Annotated in this window: 11 protein-coding genes; 10 read left to right on the top strand and 1 reads right to left on the bottom strand. The window is 72.9% G+C overall.

Features of this window, described 5'->3' with window-relative positions; translation table 11 throughout:
* The first annotated feature begins 82 nt into the window (after positions 1 to 82).
* Complete coding sequence (locus tag AB0K80_RS01905) at positions 83 to 2047, top strand: TIGR03960 family B12-binding radical SAM protein (protein ID WP_365664777.1); 1965 nt, start codon at positions 83 to 85, stop codon at positions 2045 to 2047.
* A gap of 182 nt (positions 2048 to 2229) precedes the next feature.
* Complete coding sequence (locus tag AB0K80_RS01900; protein ID WP_365664775.1) at positions 2230 to 4287, top strand: restriction endonuclease; 2058 nt, start codon at positions 2230 to 2232, stop codon at positions 4285 to 4287.
* 9 nt (positions 4288 to 4296) lie between these two features.
* Here AB0K80_RS01900 and AB0K80_RS01895 read toward each other — a convergent pair whose 3' ends face one another.
* The gene (locus AB0K80_RS01895; RefSeq protein WP_365664773.1) at positions 4297 to 5049 is read right to left on the bottom strand and encodes a hypothetical protein; all 753 of its coding nucleotides are present in this window, start codon (positions 5047 to 5049) and stop codon (positions 4297 to 4299) included.
* Between the two features lie 130 nt (positions 5050 to 5179).
* On the opposite strand from AB0K80_RS01895, the gene AB0K80_RS01890 reads away from it, so the two are divergent.
* The 8 genes from AB0K80_RS01890 to AB0K80_RS01855 all read left to right on the top strand — a co-directional run bounded on the left by AB0K80_RS01890 (position 5180) and on the right by AB0K80_RS01855 (position 16570).
* Entirely contained in the window at positions 5180 to 5641 is a 462-nt protein-coding gene (locus AB0K80_RS01890) for a GNAT family N-acetyltransferase (RefSeq protein WP_365664771.1), read from the top strand.
* A gap of 67 nt (positions 5642 to 5708) precedes the next feature.
* Complete coding sequence (locus tag AB0K80_RS01885) at positions 5709 to 6845, top strand: hypothetical protein (RefSeq protein WP_365664769.1); 1137 nt, start codon at positions 5709 to 5711, stop codon at positions 6843 to 6845.
* Positions 6846 to 6891: 46 nt separating this feature from the next.
* On the top strand, positions 6892 to 7674 hold the full coding sequence (locus tag AB0K80_RS01880) for a TIGR03936 family radical SAM-associated protein (protein WP_365664767.1): 783 nt from the start codon (positions 6892 to 6894) through the stop codon (positions 7672 to 7674).
* Between the two features lie 263 nt (positions 7675 to 7937).
* On the top strand, positions 7938 to 12524 hold the full coding sequence (locus AB0K80_RS01875) for an Rne/Rng family ribonuclease (protein ID WP_365664765.1): 4587 nt from the start codon (positions 7938 to 7940) through the stop codon (positions 12522 to 12524).
* 290 nt (positions 12525 to 12814) lie between these two features.
* Complete coding sequence (gene rplU, locus AB0K80_RS01870) at positions 12815 to 13135, top strand: 50S ribosomal protein L21 (protein ID WP_004001309.1); 321 nt, start codon at positions 12815 to 12817, stop codon at positions 13133 to 13135.
* Positions 13136 to 13149: 14 nt separating this feature from the next.
* Entirely contained in the window at positions 13150 to 13404 is a 255-nt protein-coding gene (gene rpmA, locus AB0K80_RS01865; protein ID WP_073938528.1) for a 50S ribosomal protein L27, read from the top strand.
* Positions 13405 to 13540: 136 nt separating this feature from the next.
* Positions 13541 to 14986, top strand: coding sequence for a GTPase ObgE (gene obgE / locus AB0K80_RS01860; RefSeq protein WP_365664763.1), 1446 nt, complete (start codon positions 13541 to 13543; stop codon positions 14984 to 14986).
* 153 nt (positions 14987 to 15139) lie between these two features.
* A complete protein-coding gene (locus AB0K80_RS01855; protein WP_365664761.1) occupies positions 15140 to 16570 on the top strand; it encodes an FG-GAP repeat protein in 1431 nt (476 codons plus the stop codon).
* The last annotated feature ends 148 nt before the right edge of the window (positions 16571 to 16718 follow it).

The following is a 16718-nucleotide window of genomic DNA, read 5'->3' as shown; positions in this document are numbered from 1 at the left end:
CCGCGCCGCAAGGCGTCCGGGGCACCTCCCGGGCCGCGTTAGGCTTGAGGGTCACCCCTGTCAGCACACGAAGGTTCGTGAGATGCCTGCCGAAGCCGCCGAGTCTGTGTTCCCGCAGCTCGAAGCTCTGCTCCCGCATGTGCAGAAGCCGATCCAGTACGTCGGCGGAGAGCTCAACTCCACGGTCAAGGACTGGGACTCCTGCGACGTCCGCTGGGCGCTCATGTACCCCGACGCGTACGAGGTCGGCCTGCCCAACCAGGGCGTCATGATCCTCTACGAGGTGTTGAACGAGCAGGAGGGCGTCCTCGCCGAGCGCACCTACAGCGTGTGGCCGGACCTGGAGGCGCTGATGCGTGAGCACGGCGTCCCGCAGTTCACGGTGGACAGCCACCGGCCGGTCCGCGCCTTCGACGTGCTGGGCCTGAGCTTCTCCACCGAGCTCGGTTACACCAACATGCTCACGGCCCTGGACCTGGCGGGCATCCCGCTGGAGGCCAAGGACCGCACGCTGGACGACCCGATCGTCATGGCCGGCGGCCACGCGGCCTTCAACCCGGAGCCGATCGCCGACTTCATCGACTGCGCGGTGATCGGCGACGGCGAGCAGGCCGTCCTGGAGATCACGGAGATCATCCGCGCCTGGAAGACGGAGGGCCGCCCCGGCGGCCGCGAGGAACTCCTCCTCCGGCTGGCGAAGACCGGCGGGGTGTACGTCCCCGGGTTCTACGACGTCGAGTACCTCCCGGACGGCCGTATCGCCCGCGTCGTACCGAACCGCAGCGGGGTGCCCTGGCGGGTCTCCAAGCACACCGTGATGGACCTCGACGAGTGGCCGTACCCCAAGCAACCCCTCGTCCCCCTGGCCGAGACGGTGCACGAGCGCATGTCGGTCGAGATCTTCCGCGGCTGCACGCGCGGCTGCCGCTTCTGCCAGGCCGGCATGATCACCCGCCCGGTCCGCGAGCGCTCCATCACCGGTATCGGCGACATGGTGGAGAAGGGCCTGAAGGCGACGGGCTTCGAGGAGGTCGGCCTGCTGTCGCTGTCCTCCGCGGACCACTCGGAGATCGGCGACATCGCCAAGGGCCTGGCCGACCGCTACGAGGACGACAAGATCGGCCTGTCGCTGCCGTCCACCCGCGTGGACGCCTTCAACATCGACCTGGCCAACGAGCTGACGCGCAACGGCCGCCGCTCCGGCCTGACCTTCGCCCCCGAGGGCGGCTCGGAGCGCATCCGCAAGGTCATCAACAAGATGGTCTCGGAAGAGGACCTGATCAGGACCGTGGCGACGGCGTACGGCAACGGCTGGCGCCAGGTGAAGCTGTACTTCATGTGCGGTCTGCCGACGGAGACCGACGAGGACGTGCTGCAGATCGCCGACATGGCGACCCGCGTCATCCAGAAGGGCCGTGAGGTCTCCGGCTCCAACGACATCCGCTGCACGGTCTCGATCGGCGGCTTCGTCCCCAAGCCACACACGCCCTTCCAGTGGGCCCCGCAGCTGTCGGCCGAGGAGACGGACGCCCGCCTGGCCAAGCTCCGCGACAAGATCCGCGGCGACAAGAAGTACGGCCGTTCCATCGGCTTCCGCTACCACGACGGCAAGCCGGGCATCGTCGAGGGCCTGCTCTCGCGCGGCGACCGCCGCATCGGCGCCGTCATCCGCGCGGTGTACGAGGACGGCGGCCGTTTCGACGGCTGGCGCGAGCACTTCTCCTACGACCGCTGGATGAGCTGCGCCGAGAAGGCCCTCGCCCCCTTCGGCGTCGACGTCGACTGGTACACGACCCGCGAGCGCACCTACGAGGAGGTCCTGCCCTGGGACCACCTCGACTCCGGCCTCGACAAGGACTGGCTGTGGGAGGACTGGCAGGACGCCCTCGACGAGCAGGAGGTCGAGGACTGCCGGTGGACTCCGTGCTTCGACTGCGGGGTGTGCCCGCAGATGGACACGCACATCCAGATCGGCCCCACGGGCAAGAAGCTGCTGCCGCTGACGGTGAAGAACACCACGCCGACGCCGAGCGGGCACACGCACTGAGCGACGCCCCCTCCCCTCCGGAGGGGGCTCAGCAGTACCGGCGCCCGATGACGTACTGATCGCTTCGGCAACTCGACATTCACCACGGCGATTGCTGGATACAGTCGCTTTGTTACTGCTGGTTGCGGGGGCAACCAGAGCGTGGTCGGCTGTGCCGACGTCCTGGGGAGGGCCTGTAGCGCATGAGTCGTCGCTCTGCTGGTTTCGTCGGTGCCTGGGCTGAGATCCAGCGGCAGCAGCAACGCCAGATGGAAGCCGAGGCGAGACGGCGTCGGGAGGAGGCGCGGCAGGCCCAGGCGTACCAGCGGCTGGCCGCGCAAAGTCAGCGAGACTACCGCCAGGCGGAGGCCAGGCGACGTACAGAGGAACTGGAAGCCCATGTCGCGACCCTGCAGAGTCTGCTGACCACGGGCTGCCAGGCGCCGGCCTTCAGGGCATCGTCTCTCATGCGCACGGAGGACATCCCACCGTTCGACCCGGGGCAGCTCGCCTGGCCGGTGCGGATGCCCGACCCGAACCAGTACCAGGCTCAGGGCGGCTGGACCGCCGGTCAGCGAGCGCGGGCACAAGCCGAGGCGCGAGCTCGGTTCGAGCAGGACTGGCATGCCGCCCAGGCCGCCGAGGCGCAGCGGCAGCACCAGTTGGCCGCCTTGCAGCGGGACCACGAGCACAGGACGGAGTCTCAGCGAGCCGAGGTGCGTCGGCACAACGCCGGGGTCGTTCACGTCACCGAGGGCGTCAGGCGAGGCGACCCGGACTCCGTGGTCGAGTACTTCTCCGCTGCGCTCTACGCGTCGACTGCCTGGCCGGAGGGCTTTCCCCGGCAGGTGGCGGCCGCCTATGACGGAGCGGGACGGCAGTTGGTGCTGGACTGGGAACTGCCCCCGTACGACGTGGTCCCGGAAGCGAAGTCCGTGCGGTATCTGTCCCGTGAGGATCAGTACAAGGAAGTGGCACGGCCGGTGAGCCAGCGCCGGGCGCTGTACCGAGAGGTGCTGGGGCAGAGCATGCTGCTGGTGCTGCATCAGCTCTTCACGGCCGACGAGTACGGCATCCTCGACTCGGTGGCCCTGAACGGCTTCGTGGACGCCCACGACCCGGCGACAGGACGACAGACGCACATCTTTCTGGCGACCGTCATGGCTTCGCGGGCGGCTTTCACCGACCTGCATCTGGGGCAGGTGGACCCGGTCAGCTGCCTGACCGAGGCGCTGAGGGGACAGATCTCGACCCGGCCCGACCAGCTCACGTCCGTGCGGCCCAGCCGGCAGCCCCAGGACGTCGGAAGCCCTGTGGCCGCCCACGGAGGCGATCACGAACCGAACCTGTACGACATGGACCCGATCGCCTTCGAGTCCCTCGTCGCCGATCTGTTCCGCGCCATGGGAATGCAGGCCGTGACCACGCAGCGCTCGAACGACGGTGGCGTGGACGTCGACGCGATGGACCCGACTCCCATCCGAGGCGGCAAGATCGTGGTACAGGTGAAGCGCTACCGCAAGACGGTGCCGCCCACGGCCGTGCGTGACCTCTACGGCACCGTCCAGGACCTCGGCGCCAACAAGGGCGTCCTGGTGACGACGTCCGGATTCGGTCCGGGCTCCCATACCTTCGCCAGGGGCAAGCCGCTGGAGCTGATCTCGGGCAGCGAACTCGTCGACCTCCTGCACAGGCACGGGCTGCGTGGACGCCTGGACGAGGGAGGCGCGGCGGCCCCGGCGCAGCCGGCACGGTCCAGCACGGCGGCTCCGCCTGACGACCACAACGTGCTGGGCATGACGTGGTCCGGCACCGTCGCACTCGACGTGTGCGCGCTGGTCTGCCGTGGCAGCCAAGTCCTCAGCGAAGACCACTTCGTGTTCTTCAACAACGCGCAGACGCCGGACGGCTCGGTACGCGCGATACCGGCTGCGGGGCCGGACAAGGCGGCCATTCGTGTCGCCTTCGATGCACTGCCCCAGGCCGCTGATCGGTTGGTGATGGTGGCTGCTGTGGATCCTGAGGTGAACCCGGAGGCTGACCTGTCCGGGTTCACCGATGCCTGCATCCGGCTCCTGGATCCGGCGATGACCGAACTCGGGCGGCTCGAAGTCTCCGACGGGCGCGCCGGGGAGACCGCACTGGTGCTCGGGTCCTTCCGGCGCAGGTCCAGTGGTGACTGGGACTTCGTGCTGGGCGGCAAGGGGTACACAGGTGGCCTGGAGCAGCTCGTGCGGGACTACGGCGTGGAAGTGGAGTAACGGCACGGCTCAGGATGTGGGCGGGGCCGGCTGGGGCTTGCGCTGGACGTCGGTCACCTGCACGTCCTCCGTCTCCGGAGCGGCGAACGCCTCGACGCTCACCCCGGTGCCGGTGCCGGTGACCTCCAGGGCCAGGCGGCTGCCCAGCATGCGCAGGTCCACTCTCACCCGGGGCGCGCCCGCCCGGTCCGGCATGCGGTGGATCCGCGACGCCGGGTAGTCCAGGCGCGTCAGCTTCTCCCGCAGGGCCTGGTAGCCGGTCGTCCTCGTGTTCCCGAACGCCTCGCCGACGCGCCGGGCGTGCTCCCTGCCGCTGCACTTCTCGACACCCGTCAGCGGAACCTCCCCGACAGGTCCGGGCCCGGTGGAGTCAGGTGTCGGTTCCGAGGAGGGCGCGGGATCGTCCAGGGGGAGTGGTATGTCCCCGTCGGCGTTCGGCACGCCCGGCGGGGTCTCGCCCGGCCCGTACCTCGGTGGTGCCGTCCCTTCCCAGCCGGGCAGGTCCTCGGGCTCCGGCACGGCGTCGCCGCCCTCGCCGCTCGGGGCGTCCGGAGCGCAGGTCCGGGTGACGCGGTTCAGCAACGCGAGGAGCCGCAGCTCCGGGTCGTCGTCGATCATCGGAGTGTCCGGCGGGGTTCTGGCCGCGACGGCGCTGCCCGCGGTCCGCTGGTCGCCGCCGGTGGTCTGGCTGCCGCAGCCGGACAGGACCAGGCAGCCGAACACGGCCATCAGCACGGGCTTCGGAACGGTAAGTGAGCGCATGGACGCACCATGCGGCACGCGGGCCGCGCGCACATGAGTACGCGTGCTCAGCTTCGCCCCCAGGAGAGAACCGCCTTGGGAAACCGGTGTTCCCGGCCGCGTGCCCGCGAGCGGGCCGCACAATGCGCTGATGGACACCATCACCATCCGCCCCGCCCGGCCCGACGACCTGCCCGCCGTGGCCCGGCTGCGCTGGCAATGGATCGTCGAGAACGGCACCGACCCCGTCGCCGGGCCGCAGGAGTTCGTACGGCACTTCGTCGACTGGGCCGGGCGAAACGCCGCGTCCCACCGCTGCGTGGTCCTGGTGCGCGGCGCGGAGGTCATCGGCATGGCCTGGTTGGCGGTGGTGCAGCGGGTGCCCACCCCGGGGGCGCTGCAGCGGGCCTCCGGTGACCTGCAGTGCGTGTACGTCGTGCCCGAGGCGCGGGACGGCGGCCTGGGCGGGCGGCTCATCCGGGCGGTGCTGGACGGGGCGAAGGAGCTCGGACTGGAGCGGGTGACCGTGCACTCCAGTCCGCGGGCGATACCCGCGTACCTCCGCAACGGGTTCGAGGGATCCCCACGGCTTCTGCACGCACGCGTGCCGTGACGGAAACGTAAGGTCGGGAACCCGGCGGTCCGGGATCCGGGTGGGGCGCCCGGGCGTCTACGCCGGTATGGACCTGCAGAAACCGACCGACGCCGAGCCGCCCCGGAAGCCTGCTCCGCAGCCGCCGCCCGAAGGGTGTCTGGTCGTCGCGATCCGGCTCCCCGTGCGGATCGTGGTCCTCGTGCTGGTCGTGCCGGTGCGCATGGTGTGGGACGCGCTCGTCGTCGCCGGGCGGTTCCTGAACGACACGGTGCTCAGGCCGCTGGGACGCGCGCTGCTGTGGCTGGCGCGGGCGGTGTTCGTGTGGCCGTTCGTGGCCCTGTGGCGGTACGGGGCCGTCCCCCTGGCCAAGGGGCTGGCCTGGCTCGCGGCGGTGCTGCTGGTCCGCCCTGCCGTCTGGCTCTACGGGTACGTGCTGACACCCCTGGGGCACGCCCTGGCCTGGGTCGGGCGGGGTGTGGGGGCCGGGCTGGCGTGGGTGTACGCGCGTGTGCTCGCCCCGGTCGGCCACGGCGTGCTGTGGGTCCTGCGGGGGATCGGAGCCGTGCTCGCCGCCGTCGGGCTCGGCGTCTGGACGGCCGTCGCCTGGCTGGTGCGCCACCTCGTCGTCGTCCCCGCGCTGTGGCTGTACACGTGGGTGCTCGCGCCGGCCGGGCGGGCGATCGCGTGGTGCGGCAAGGGGCTGCTGTGGCTGCTGAGGATGATCGTCACCGGGATCGGCATCGCGCTGTACTGGACCGGCCGGATCCTGCTCGTGCTGCCGGCGCTGGCCGTGTGGCGGTGGGTCCTCGCACCCGTCGGCCGGTTCCTCGCCGTCGTCGGGCGGGAGGTCGGGGACGCCCTGGGGCACGCCTGGCGCATCGCGGGACGGATCTCCCTGGCCGTCGGGCGGTTCCTCGCCACCCTCTTCCGGTGGATCCTCGTCGAGCCGGTGCGGTGGGTGTACCGCAGCGTCCTGACGCCCGTCGGGCACGTCGTCAGGGACGCGGTGCTCCGCCCCGCCGCCGAGGCGGCCCGCAGCGTGGGACGGGCCACCCGGCAGGCCCTCGCCTCGGCCCGCGAGTCCGTCCGGCGGACCCGGGCCGACATCCGGCGCATGCTGTTCGGGGACCCGGGGAAGGCGCAGGTCGTGGACCGGCGGGAACCCGCCGGCCGCGCGACACGTACTCTTGGTAGCAGTACGACCGCTCTCACGAAGGACTAGGACACTGGGCAAGCGACAGCCCGAAGGCCCGCCGCCCGCACCCGCGGTGCAGCGCATCCGACTGCGCTACACCAAGCGCGGCCGCCTCCGGTTCACCAGCCACCGTGACTTCCAGCGCGCCTTCGAGCGCGCGTTGCGCCGCGCCGAGGTACCGATGGCGTACTCGGCGGGGTTCACGCCGCATCCGAAGGTGTCGTACGCCAATGCCGCACCCACCGGCACGGGCAGTGAGGCGGAGTACCTGGAGATCGCGCTCACCGAGCCGCGTGATCCGGAGCAGTTGCGTGTCCTCCTCGACGAGTCGCTGCCCGCCGGGCTCGACGTGATCGAGGCGGTCGAGGCCCGGACCTCCGGGCTCGCCGACCGGCTGACGGCTTCCGTCTGGGAGCTGAGACTGGACGGTGTGGACCCGGCCGAGGCGCGGCGCGCGGTGGAGGCCTTCAACACGGCCGACACCGTCGAGGTGCAGCGCCTGACCAAGAACGGCGTCCGCACCTTCGACGCCCGTCCCGCCGTCGTCAGCCTGGAAAGCCTCGACCCGGCCGATACGCAGAGTTCTCAGGCTGATAGGCCGAGCGACCAGCCCTGTGCGATACTGCGGCTGGTTGTTCGGCACGTGACGCCTGCCGTACGACCCGACGACGTCCTGTCCGGTCTCAGCGCCGTGGCCGACCTGGCGCCGCCGGTCCCCGCAGCGGTGACCAGGCTGGCGCAGGGGCTGTTCGATGAAGAGACCGGCACGGTGACCGACCCGCTCGCGCCCGACCGCGAGGCAGCCGAGGCCCACTCAACGGCCGATCCGACTGCCGCCGCGCCGGCGCCGGCGTAGGGAAGGTCCCGCGTAGGGACGGACGTCGTAGCGCCGCCCTCGAACTCGGGAGCCACCTGGGTCGGGCAGCGCACCGACCAGAAGACTTTCGCCAGGCCGTACGCATTCGGCGTACGGAACCGGCGAGACAGGACACAGAGAGCTCCCGTGCGGCGCCCGCGCCCCGGACGGCGGCACCGCGCACCGCGCGAGCCGCGGACGTCAACGGCGATCGACGCCGGACCAGGCGCGGCGCCCGGGAGCCTGACGGGAGACATGCCCGCATGCTCGAGCCGACCGAAGCCACCGAGTCCTCAACGGGCTCCGAACTGAACACCCCGAGCGACACCCTGCCGCCGCGCCGCCGGCGCCGTGCCGCATCCCGCCCGGCGGGACCGCCCGCCACCACCTCCTCCGACGCGCCCGTCGAGACCGTGACACCGGTCCTGCCGCCCGCGGAGTCCGTGGAGGCACTCGCCGAGACCGACGCGGCCGAGGAGACTTCCGCGGCGGAGGCCGAGGAGACTGCCCCGCAGGCCGTCGCCGAGGCGGCGGAAGACAAGGCAGACGGGGAGGACGAGGCCGCGCCGGCGGGTCGCCGGCGTCGGCGGGTCGTCCGCCGTGCGTCCGCGCCCGCCGGGTCCCCCGCGTCCGCGGAGGCCGCCGAGACCGTGGTGCCGGCGACGGCTGCCACGGCCCCCGTCGAGGCCCCCGAGCCGTCCGGGACCGCAGCGCCCGCCGAGGTCTCCGCGCCCGCCGAGAGCTCCGAGAGCGCGGCTCCCGGGCGCCCGCGGCGTCGCGCCACGCGCAGTGTGTCGTCGCCCACGGCGGTCTCCGGGCAGGCCGCTGCCGCCGAAGCGCCCACGGCCGCCGTGAGCGCCGAGGCCGCTGAGCCGTCGGCGGCCGGTGAGGCTGCCGGGATGGCCGCCGCGTCCGCCGAGTCCGGTGAGGAGGCCGCTCCGCGCCGCCGGCGCCGGGCTTCGCGCCGGGTGTCCGCGCCCGCCGGCGCCCCTGCGCCCGCGGAGTCCGCCGAGGCGGCGTCCACCGAGACCGCCACCTCCGCCGAGACCGCGGAATCCGCCGCCTCCGCCGAGGCGACGGCTGCCGCCGGAGGCGGCAGTACGCCGGAGCCGGTGACGTCCGCGGAACCCGCCGCCCCCGCCGAGGCCGCTGCCCCCGCCGACTCCGGTGAGGAGGCCGCTCCGCGCCGCCGGCGCCGGACCTCGCGCCGGGTGTCCGCGCCCGCCGAGGCCGCACAGCCGGCCGACAGCGCCGACGCCGCCGCGTCCGCGCAGGGTGCCGCCTCCGGCACCACCGCGGGGTCCGCCGAGACCGCCGCGACCTCCTCGTCCGCCGAGGAGGCGAACACCCCCGTGACCGAGACCCCCGCGACCGAGCCCCCCGCCGAGGCTCCCGCAGGCAAGAGCCGCGCCAAGGCCGCTCCCCGTGCCGAGGCTCCCGCGGCCGAGGCCCCTGCCGAGGCGCCCGCCGGTGAGGACGCCGCGCCGCGCCGCGCCCGTCGCCGGGTCGTGCGCCGGGCCGCCACGGGATTCGCCGAGCCCGCGCAGCAGCCCGCCCAGACCGCCCGGGCCGCCGCTCCGGCGCAGGACGAGCCCGAGGTGCCGCGGCGCCCGGCCCGCCCCGCCGTCGCGGTGTTCCAGCCGCCCGTCTTCACCGAGCCGAAGTTCCAGACGCCGGAGCGGGCCGCCGCCGAAGCGGCCGCCGAGGCCGCCGAGACGGAGGAGAGCGAGACCGAGGAGTTCCCGGAGGAGCAGCCCACCGGGTCGCGCCGCCGCCGTCGCCGCAGGGGCGCCGCGCACGGCGACGAGTTCGACGACCGGGCCGCCGGGACCGCCTCCGCCGACGACGAGACCGACACCGAGGCCGACGACACGGACGAGGGCGACGAGACCGACGAGGCCGAGGACCAGGCCGGCGAGGAGCAGGACGAGTCCGAGGGCACGGGGTCGCGCCGGCGCCGCCGCCGGGGCGGCCGTCGCCGTCGCCGCGGCGAGTCCGCCGACAGCGACGGCGAGGCCGACGCCGAGTCCGAGCGGTTCGCCGAGGAGCAGGCCGAGCAGGACGCCGAGGACACCGCCGAGCAGGCCGAGGAGGACTCCGAGGACAACACGGAGTCGGACGAGGCCGCCGAGGGCCGCGACGAGCAGTCCGCCGGGACCGGCAGCAGCACCAGCCGCCGCCGGCGTCGCCGGCGTCGCCGGGCCGGTGACAGCGGCGTCGAGGTGGAGCCCACCCCCGACGACCCCGAGCGGACCGTCGTCAAGGTCCGCGAGCCCCGCAAGGCCGCCGAACCCTCCGACGAGGTGCAGTCCATCAAGGGCTCGACCCGTCTGGAGGCCAAGAAGCAGCGCCGCCGCGAGGGCCGCGAGCAGGGCCGCCGCCGCGTGCCGATCATCACCGAGGCCGAGTTCCTCGCCCGGCGCGAGGCCGTCGAGCGCGTGATGGTGGTCCGGCAGAACGGCGACCGGACGCAGATCGGCGTCCTGGAGGACGGCGTGCTCGTCGAGCACTACGTCAACAAGGAGCAGTCGACCTCGTACGTCGGCAACGTCTACCTCGGCAAGGTGCAGAACGTGCTGCCGTCGATGGAGGCCGCCTTCATCGACATCGGCAAGGGCCGCAACGCCGTGCTGTACGCCGGTGAGGTCAACTTCGAGGCGCTCGGCATGGCCAACGGGCCGCGCCGTATCGAGTCCGCGCTGAAGTCCGGCCAGTCCGTCCTCGTCCAGGTCACCAAGGACCCGATCGGCCACAAGGGCGCCCGGCTGACCAGCCAGGTCTCCCTGCCCGGCCGCTACCTGGTGTACGTGCCCGAGGGCTCGATGACCGGCATCAGCCGCAAGCTGCCCGACACCGAGCGGGCCCGGCTGAAGACCATCCTCAAGAAGATCGTCCCCGAGGACGCGGGCGTCATCGTGCGCACCGCCGCCGAGGGCGCGAGCGAGGACGAGCTGCGCCGCGACGTCGAGCGGCTCCAGGCGCAGTGGGAGGACATCCAGAAGAAGGCCAAGAACGGCGGCAGCGCGCCGACGCTGCTGTACGGCGAGCCGGACATGACCGTCCGGGTCGTGCGCGACATCTTCAACGAGGACTTCTCCAAGGTCATCGTCAGCGGCGACGAGGCGTGGTCCACCATCCACGGGTACGTCTCGCACGTCGCGCCCGACCTCGCCGACCGCCTGCAGCGGTGGACCTCCGAGGTCGACGTGTTCGCCACCTACCGGATCGACGAGCAGCTCGCCAAGGCGCTGGACCGCAAGGTCTGGCTGCCCAGCGGCGGTTCGCTGGTGATCGACCGGACCGAGGCGATGGTCGTCATCGACGTCAACACCGGCAAGTTCACCGGCCAGGGCGGCAACCTCGAGGAGACCGTCACCAGGAACAACCTGGAGGCGGCCGAGGAGATCGTCCGCCAGCTCCGGCTGCGCGACCTCGGCGGCATCATCGTCATCGACTTCATCGACATGGTGCTGGAGTCCAACCGGGACCTGGTGCTGCGGCGCCTGCTGGAGTGCCTGGGCCGGGACCGCACGAAGCACCAGGTCGCCGAGGTGACCTCGCTGGGGCTCGTGCAGATGACCCGCAAGCGGGTCGGCCAGGGCCTGCTGGAGTCGTTCTCCGAGACCTGCGTCCACTGCAACGGGCGCGGTGTCATCGTCCACCTGGACCAGGCCACCGCCCAGGGTGGCGGCGGCAAGCGCAGCAAGAAGCGGGCGCGGGCCGGTGCCGCCGAGCAGGAGGCCGTGGCCGCCGTCGAGACCGCCGAGCAGGAAGCCGAGGCGGAGGCCGAGGAGGTCGCCGCCGAGGTGGCCGAGCCGGTCGCCCTGCCGGAGCCGGCCTTCGCGCCGGACGAGGAGCTGTACAGCAGCGCCGCCGAGGCGGAGGCCGCCGCCACCCGCGGGCGTGGCCGGCGCCGGGCGAGCCGGCGCGCGTCGGCACCGGCGGGCGCGCCGAAGCGAGAGACGGCGCGCGAGGCCGCCGCGGCCGACGCGCAGCCGGAGGCCGTGCGGCCCGAGCCCGCCAAGGCCGAGGAGCCGGAGGCCGGCGCGCCGACGGCGCAGGACGTGACGGCCGAGGAGGAGGCCGCGCGTCCGGTGCGGCAGGAGCCGGCCGCCGAGGCACACGCCGAGCCGGTGGCCGTCGAGGACCCGGTCGTCGAGGCCGCCCCGGAGGCTCCCGCAGAGGAGGCCGCGCCCAAGGGCCGTACCCGGCGGCGGGCGACCCGCAAGGCGTCCGCCCCGGCCGGTTCGCCGGCGGGCGCGGAGGCGGCCGTGGTGACGGTCCCGGAGACTCCCGCGGTCTCCGAGACGCCCGCGGAGTCCGAAAGCCCGGCGGTCTCCGAGACCCCCGCGGCCGAGGAGACCGGCGCTCCGGCGTCCGGGGCGCAGGCCGAGCAGGCCCCGGCCCCGCAGGCCGAGGCGGCCGAGGCCTCCGCCGACACCGCCGCCGCTCCGGCCCGTCCGAGGCGCCGTGCCGTCCGCAAGCCCACCACGCCCACCGCGTCCGAGGAGGCGGCCGTCGTGGTCGTCCCGGCGGCTCCCGCGGAGGAGAAGCCGGACGACAAGGCGGAGGTCACGGCTGAGGAGCCGCAGGCCACCGAGGCCACGGCGGCTTCCGAGGAGCCCGCCCCGGCCAAGAAGGCGGCCCGCAAGACCGCCAAGAAGGCCACGGCGAAGAAGGCCGCCACCAAGAAGACCGCGGCCAAGAAGACGACGACCGCGAAGAAGACGACGGCCAAGAAGGCGGCCAAGACCGCCAAGACGGCCGCCGCCAAGAAGACGGCGTCCAAGAAGACCGTGGCGGCGGAGCAGAGCACGTCCTCCGTCTCGGCCTCCACGGACGAGGGCTGACGGCCACCGGACCCGGGGCGTACGCGAGCACCGCGGACGCCCCGGGTCTTCGTCGCAGGCCCGCCGTGCCGGCCGGCGTGACCGGTCGCACACCCGCGGCCCCCGGCCCGGTTTGACCCCTTCGGCCGCGGGCCCGTAACCTTGACCGTCGGTCGGCGTGTCCCCTGGCACGCCACATCCCCGTAAACCTCATCCTCCCGGGCGCCGGGCGCCCAGGAGAGGCCGTCCGCATTGTGCCGGGCGGCTGGCCTGCGGGGGTGCCGTTCCCCGAGCGAGAGAGTGAGTTCCGCGTGTACGCCATCGTGCGCAGCGGTGGTCGCCAGCACAAGGTTGCTGTCGGCGACATCGTTGAGGTTGACAAGATTTCCACCGCCAAGGTTGGCGACACGGTCGAGCTCTCGACCCTGCTCGTCGTTGACGGCGACTCCGTGACCAGCGACCCGTGGGTGCTGGCCGGCATCAAGGTCCAGGCCGAGGTCGTGGACCACCACAAGGGCCAGAAGATCGACATTCTGCGCTACAAGAACAAGACCGGTTACCGCCGTCGCCAGGGCCACCGCCAGCAGTACACGGCGATCAAGGTCACCGAGATCCCCACGGCTGCGAAGTAAGGGACTGAGAACAGATGGCACACAAGAAGGGCGCATCGTCCACCCGGAACGGTCGCGACTCCAACGCCCAGCGGCTCGGCGTGAAGCGCTTCGGCGGTCAGGTCGTGAACGCGGGTGAGATCCTGGTCCGCCAGCGCGGCACCCACTTCCACCCCGGCGCCGGCGTCGGCCGTGGCGGCGACGACACGCTGTTCGCCCTGCAGGCCGGTGCGGTGCAGTTCGGCACCAGCCGTGGCCGCAAGGTCGTGAACATCGTTCCGGTCGCCTGAGCGGCGATCGGCTGATCGGACACCTTCGCGAGGCGGACCTCACTTCCCGGTCGGGAAGGCGGGTCCGCCTTTCGCGTGTTACGCAACTGACAACCCCGTACGAAGTACGAACCGAAAGTGCTGGAGGCACCTCACCATGACCACCTTCGTGGACCGCGTCGAACTGCACGTCGCCGCGGGTAACGGGGGCCACGGCTGTGCCTCCGTCCACCGTGAGAAGTTCAAGCCGCTCGGCGGACCCGACGGCGGCAACGGCGGACGCGGCGGCGATGTGATCCTCACCGTCGACCAGTCCGTCACCACGCTCCTCGACTACCACCACTCGCCGCACCGCAAGGCCACCAACGGCAAACCCGGCGAGGGCGGCAACCGATCCGGCAAGGACGGCCAGGACCTGGTCCTGCCCGTGCCGGACGGCACCGTCGTCCTGGACAAGGCGGGCAACGTGCTCGCCGACCTGGTCGGGCAGGGCACGTCGTACGTCGCCGCGCAGGGCGGCCGGGGCGGGCTCGGCAACGCCGCGCTGGCCTCCGCCCGGCGCAAGGCGCCCGGGTTCGCGCTGCTCGGCGAGCCCGGCGACGTCCGGGACATCGTGCTGGAGCTGAAGACCGTCGCCGACGTGGCGCTGGTGGGTTATCCGAGCGCCGGCAAGTCGTCCCTGATCTCCGTGCTGAGCGCCGCCAAGCCGAAGATCGCCGACTACCCCTTCACCACGCTCGTGCCGAACCTCGGGGTCGTCACGGCCGGCTCGACCGTGTACACGATCGCCGACGTGCCGGGCCTCATCCCCGGCGCCAGCCAGGGCAAGGGGCTGGGCCTGGAGTTCCTGCGGCACGTCGAGCGGTGCAGCGTGCTCGTGCACGTGCTGGACACCGCGACGCTGGAGTCCGACCGCGACCCCGTCTCCGACCTCGACGTCATCGAGGAGGAGCTGCGGCAGTACGGCGGGCTGGACAACCGGCCGCGGATCGTCGTGCTGAACAAGGTCGACGTGCCGGACGGCCGGGACCTCGCCGAGATGGTGCGGCCCGACCTCCAGGCGCGGGGCTACCGCGTCTTCGAGGTGTCGGCGGTGGCGCACATCGGGCTGAAGGAGCTGTCGTACGCGCTGGCCGAGCTGGTCGCGCAGGCCCGGGCCGCCAAGCCGAAGGAGGAGGCGACCCGGATCGTCATCCGGCCGAAGGCCGTGGACGACGCCGGCTTCACCGTGACGCGCGAGGAGACCGGCGGCGAGCCGCTGTTCCGGGTGCGCGGCGAGAAGCCCGAGCGCTGGGTGCGGCAGACCGACTTCAACAACGACGAGGCGGTCGGCTACCTCGCGGACCGGCTGGGCCGGCTCGGCGTCGAGGAGGAGCTGATGAAGGCGGGCGCCCGGGCGGGCGACGGCGTCGCCATCGGCCCCGAGGAGAACGCGGTCGTCTTCGACTGGGAGCCGTCCGTCATGGCCGGAGCCGAGATGCTCGGCCGGCGCGGCGAGGACCACCGGCTGGAGGGCGTACGCCCGGCCGCGCAGCGGCGCCGCGACCGGCAGGCCGAACGCGACGAGGCGCAGCGCGAGTTCGACGACTTCGAGCCGTTCTAGGCGAGGCGTCCCCGCCCGGGTGAACGGCGGGGAAAGCCCAGGAGCACCTCAGGGCAACCAACCCGCGTTCCGGTGAGTCGTACGGGGCAGCGCGGATGAGGATCTTCAGTGTCCTCTCCGTGGTCAACTGCCCTTCGTCTCACCGGAGTCGACGTGTTCCTTCCTGCCGGGTCCGTGCTGCCCACGGCGCGGCGTGCCGTGGTGGTCGCGGCCGCGCTGCTCGCCACCCTCGCTACGGCCGTGCCGCTCGCCCACGCCGCGCCGTCCGCCCCGACGGGCGTGCGGCAGGACTTCGACGGCGACGGCTACGAGGACCTGGCCGTCGCCGCCCCGCACGGCACGGTCGGCGGCCGGACCGACGCCGGGTACGTCGCCGTGGTGTACGGCTCGGCCGGCGGGCTCGCCGGCGGCACGAAGAAGGTCTACACGCAGGACTCCGCCGGAATACCCGGCACCGCCGAGGCGGGGGACCTCTTCGGCAGCCGTCTCGTCACCGCCGATCTGGACGGTGACGGGTTCACCGACCTGCTCGTCGACGCGGCCCGGGAGCAGTGGACGCAGGGCGGCATCGCACGCGAGGGCAGCCGCACCGTGCTGTGGGGCGGCCCGGGCGGCCTGACCACCGGCACGCTGCTGCCCGCCGAGGGCGACGGCCGGCAGCAGTCCTTCTTCAGCGTCGCCGGTGACTTCGACGGCGACGGACACCAGGACCTGGCCCGCAGCGGCCGGGTGGCCTACGGGCCGTTCGGGCGGGACGGCGTGCCCGCCTCCGCGCGGACCGGTCCGGACTTCGTCGACGGCGACCTGCTGACCGTCGCCGTGGCGGCCGGCGACACCGACGGCGACGGCACCACCGACCTGGTCAGCCTGGCCCGTTCCTACGACTGGGACGACGAGGGCCGCTACGGCTACGGCCTGTACCAGCTGCGCGGCAGCCGGGACGGCCTGCTGCCGCCCACCGCCCTGAAGAACCTGCCGGACCCCGAGGGGAGCGCCCTGGCCCTCGGCGATCTGGACGGGGACCGCCGGGCCGACCTCGTGCTCGGCGGGGACAGCCTGCGGATCCTGCGCGCCGGGCCGGACGGCCTGGCCGGCGGCACCGCCCGGGAGATCACCCAGGACACCCCGGGTGTGCCGGGCGCCCAGGAGGCGGGCGACGGGTTCGGCAGCGCGCTGTCGGTCGGCGACGTCGACGGGGACGGCTACGGCGACGTCCTCGCGGGCATCCCGTACGAGGACTTCGACGGGATCGATCAGGCCGGGACGTTCGCCGTCGTCCCCGGGGGACCGGCCGGGCCGACCGGCGCCGGCACCAAGGTGCTCAGCCAGAACAGCGCCGAGGTGCCCGGGACGGCCGAGGAGGGCGACACCTTCGGCGCCGGTACGGATCTGCTGGACGGCGACGGCGACGGGCGGGCCGAGCCGGTCGTCGCCGCGCCCGGGGAGAACTCCTTCGCCGGTGCCGTCTGGGCCTTCCGCTCCACCTCCGCCGGAGTCACCGCCCAGGGCTCCTTCTCCTTCGGTGCCTCAGCGCTCGGCATGCCGGTCAGCCGCGCCCTGCTCGGCAGCGTGTTCCCGCGCTGATCCGTCGCGTCGAAAACCTCCCGGACTCGTCGACGTCGGCAGCAGGCTGACGGCCCGACAGACCCGTTGCGGCCAGATCACGTTTGTCGTGTTGTTGCCGTGTCGCAACGGGTCTTCTGTTGTCTGCTTGTTTGTCATGCATGCGAAG

Source organism: Streptomyces sp. NPDC052682, from assembly GCF_040678435.1.
Taxonomy (GTDB): Bacteria; Actinomycetota; Actinomycetes; order Streptomycetales; family Streptomycetaceae; genus Streptomyces.
Note: the sequence above shows the minus strand (reverse complement) of the source record. Positions and strands in the feature narration are given on the sequence as shown.

Bases quoted from the DNA above. Each gene is read 5' to 3' on its own strand.
- AB0K80_RS01875 (WP_365664765.1), top strand. From the start codon at position 7,938: ATGCTCGAGCCGACCGAAGCCACCGAGTCCTCAACGGGCTCCGAACTG.
- AB0K80_RS01885 (WP_365664769.1), top strand. From the start codon at position 5,709: ATGGACCTGCAGAAACCGACCGACGCCGAGCCGCCCCGGAAGCCTGCT.
- AB0K80_RS01890 (WP_365664771.1), top strand. From the start codon at position 5,180: ATGGACACCATCACCATCCGCCCCGCCCGGCCCGACGACCTGCCCGCC.
- AB0K80_RS01905 (WP_365664777.1), top strand. From the start codon at position 83: ATGCCTGCCGAAGCCGCCGAGTCTGTGTTCCCGCAGCTCGAAGCTCTG.
- rpmA (WP_073938528.1), top strand. From the start codon at position 13,150: ATGGCACACAAGAAGGGCGCATCGTCCACCCGGAACGGTCGCGACTCC.
- AB0K80_RS01900 (WP_365664775.1), top strand. From the start codon at position 2,230: ATGAGTCGTCGCTCTGCTGGTTTCGTCGGTGCCTGGGCTGAGATCCAG.
- AB0K80_RS01895 (WP_365664773.1), bottom strand. From the start codon at position 5,049: ATGCGCTCACTTACCGTTCCGAAGCCCGTGCTGATGGCCGTGTTCGGC.
- obgE (WP_365664763.1), top strand. From the start codon at position 13,541: ATGACCACCTTCGTGGACCGCGTCGAACTGCACGTCGCCGCGGGTAAC.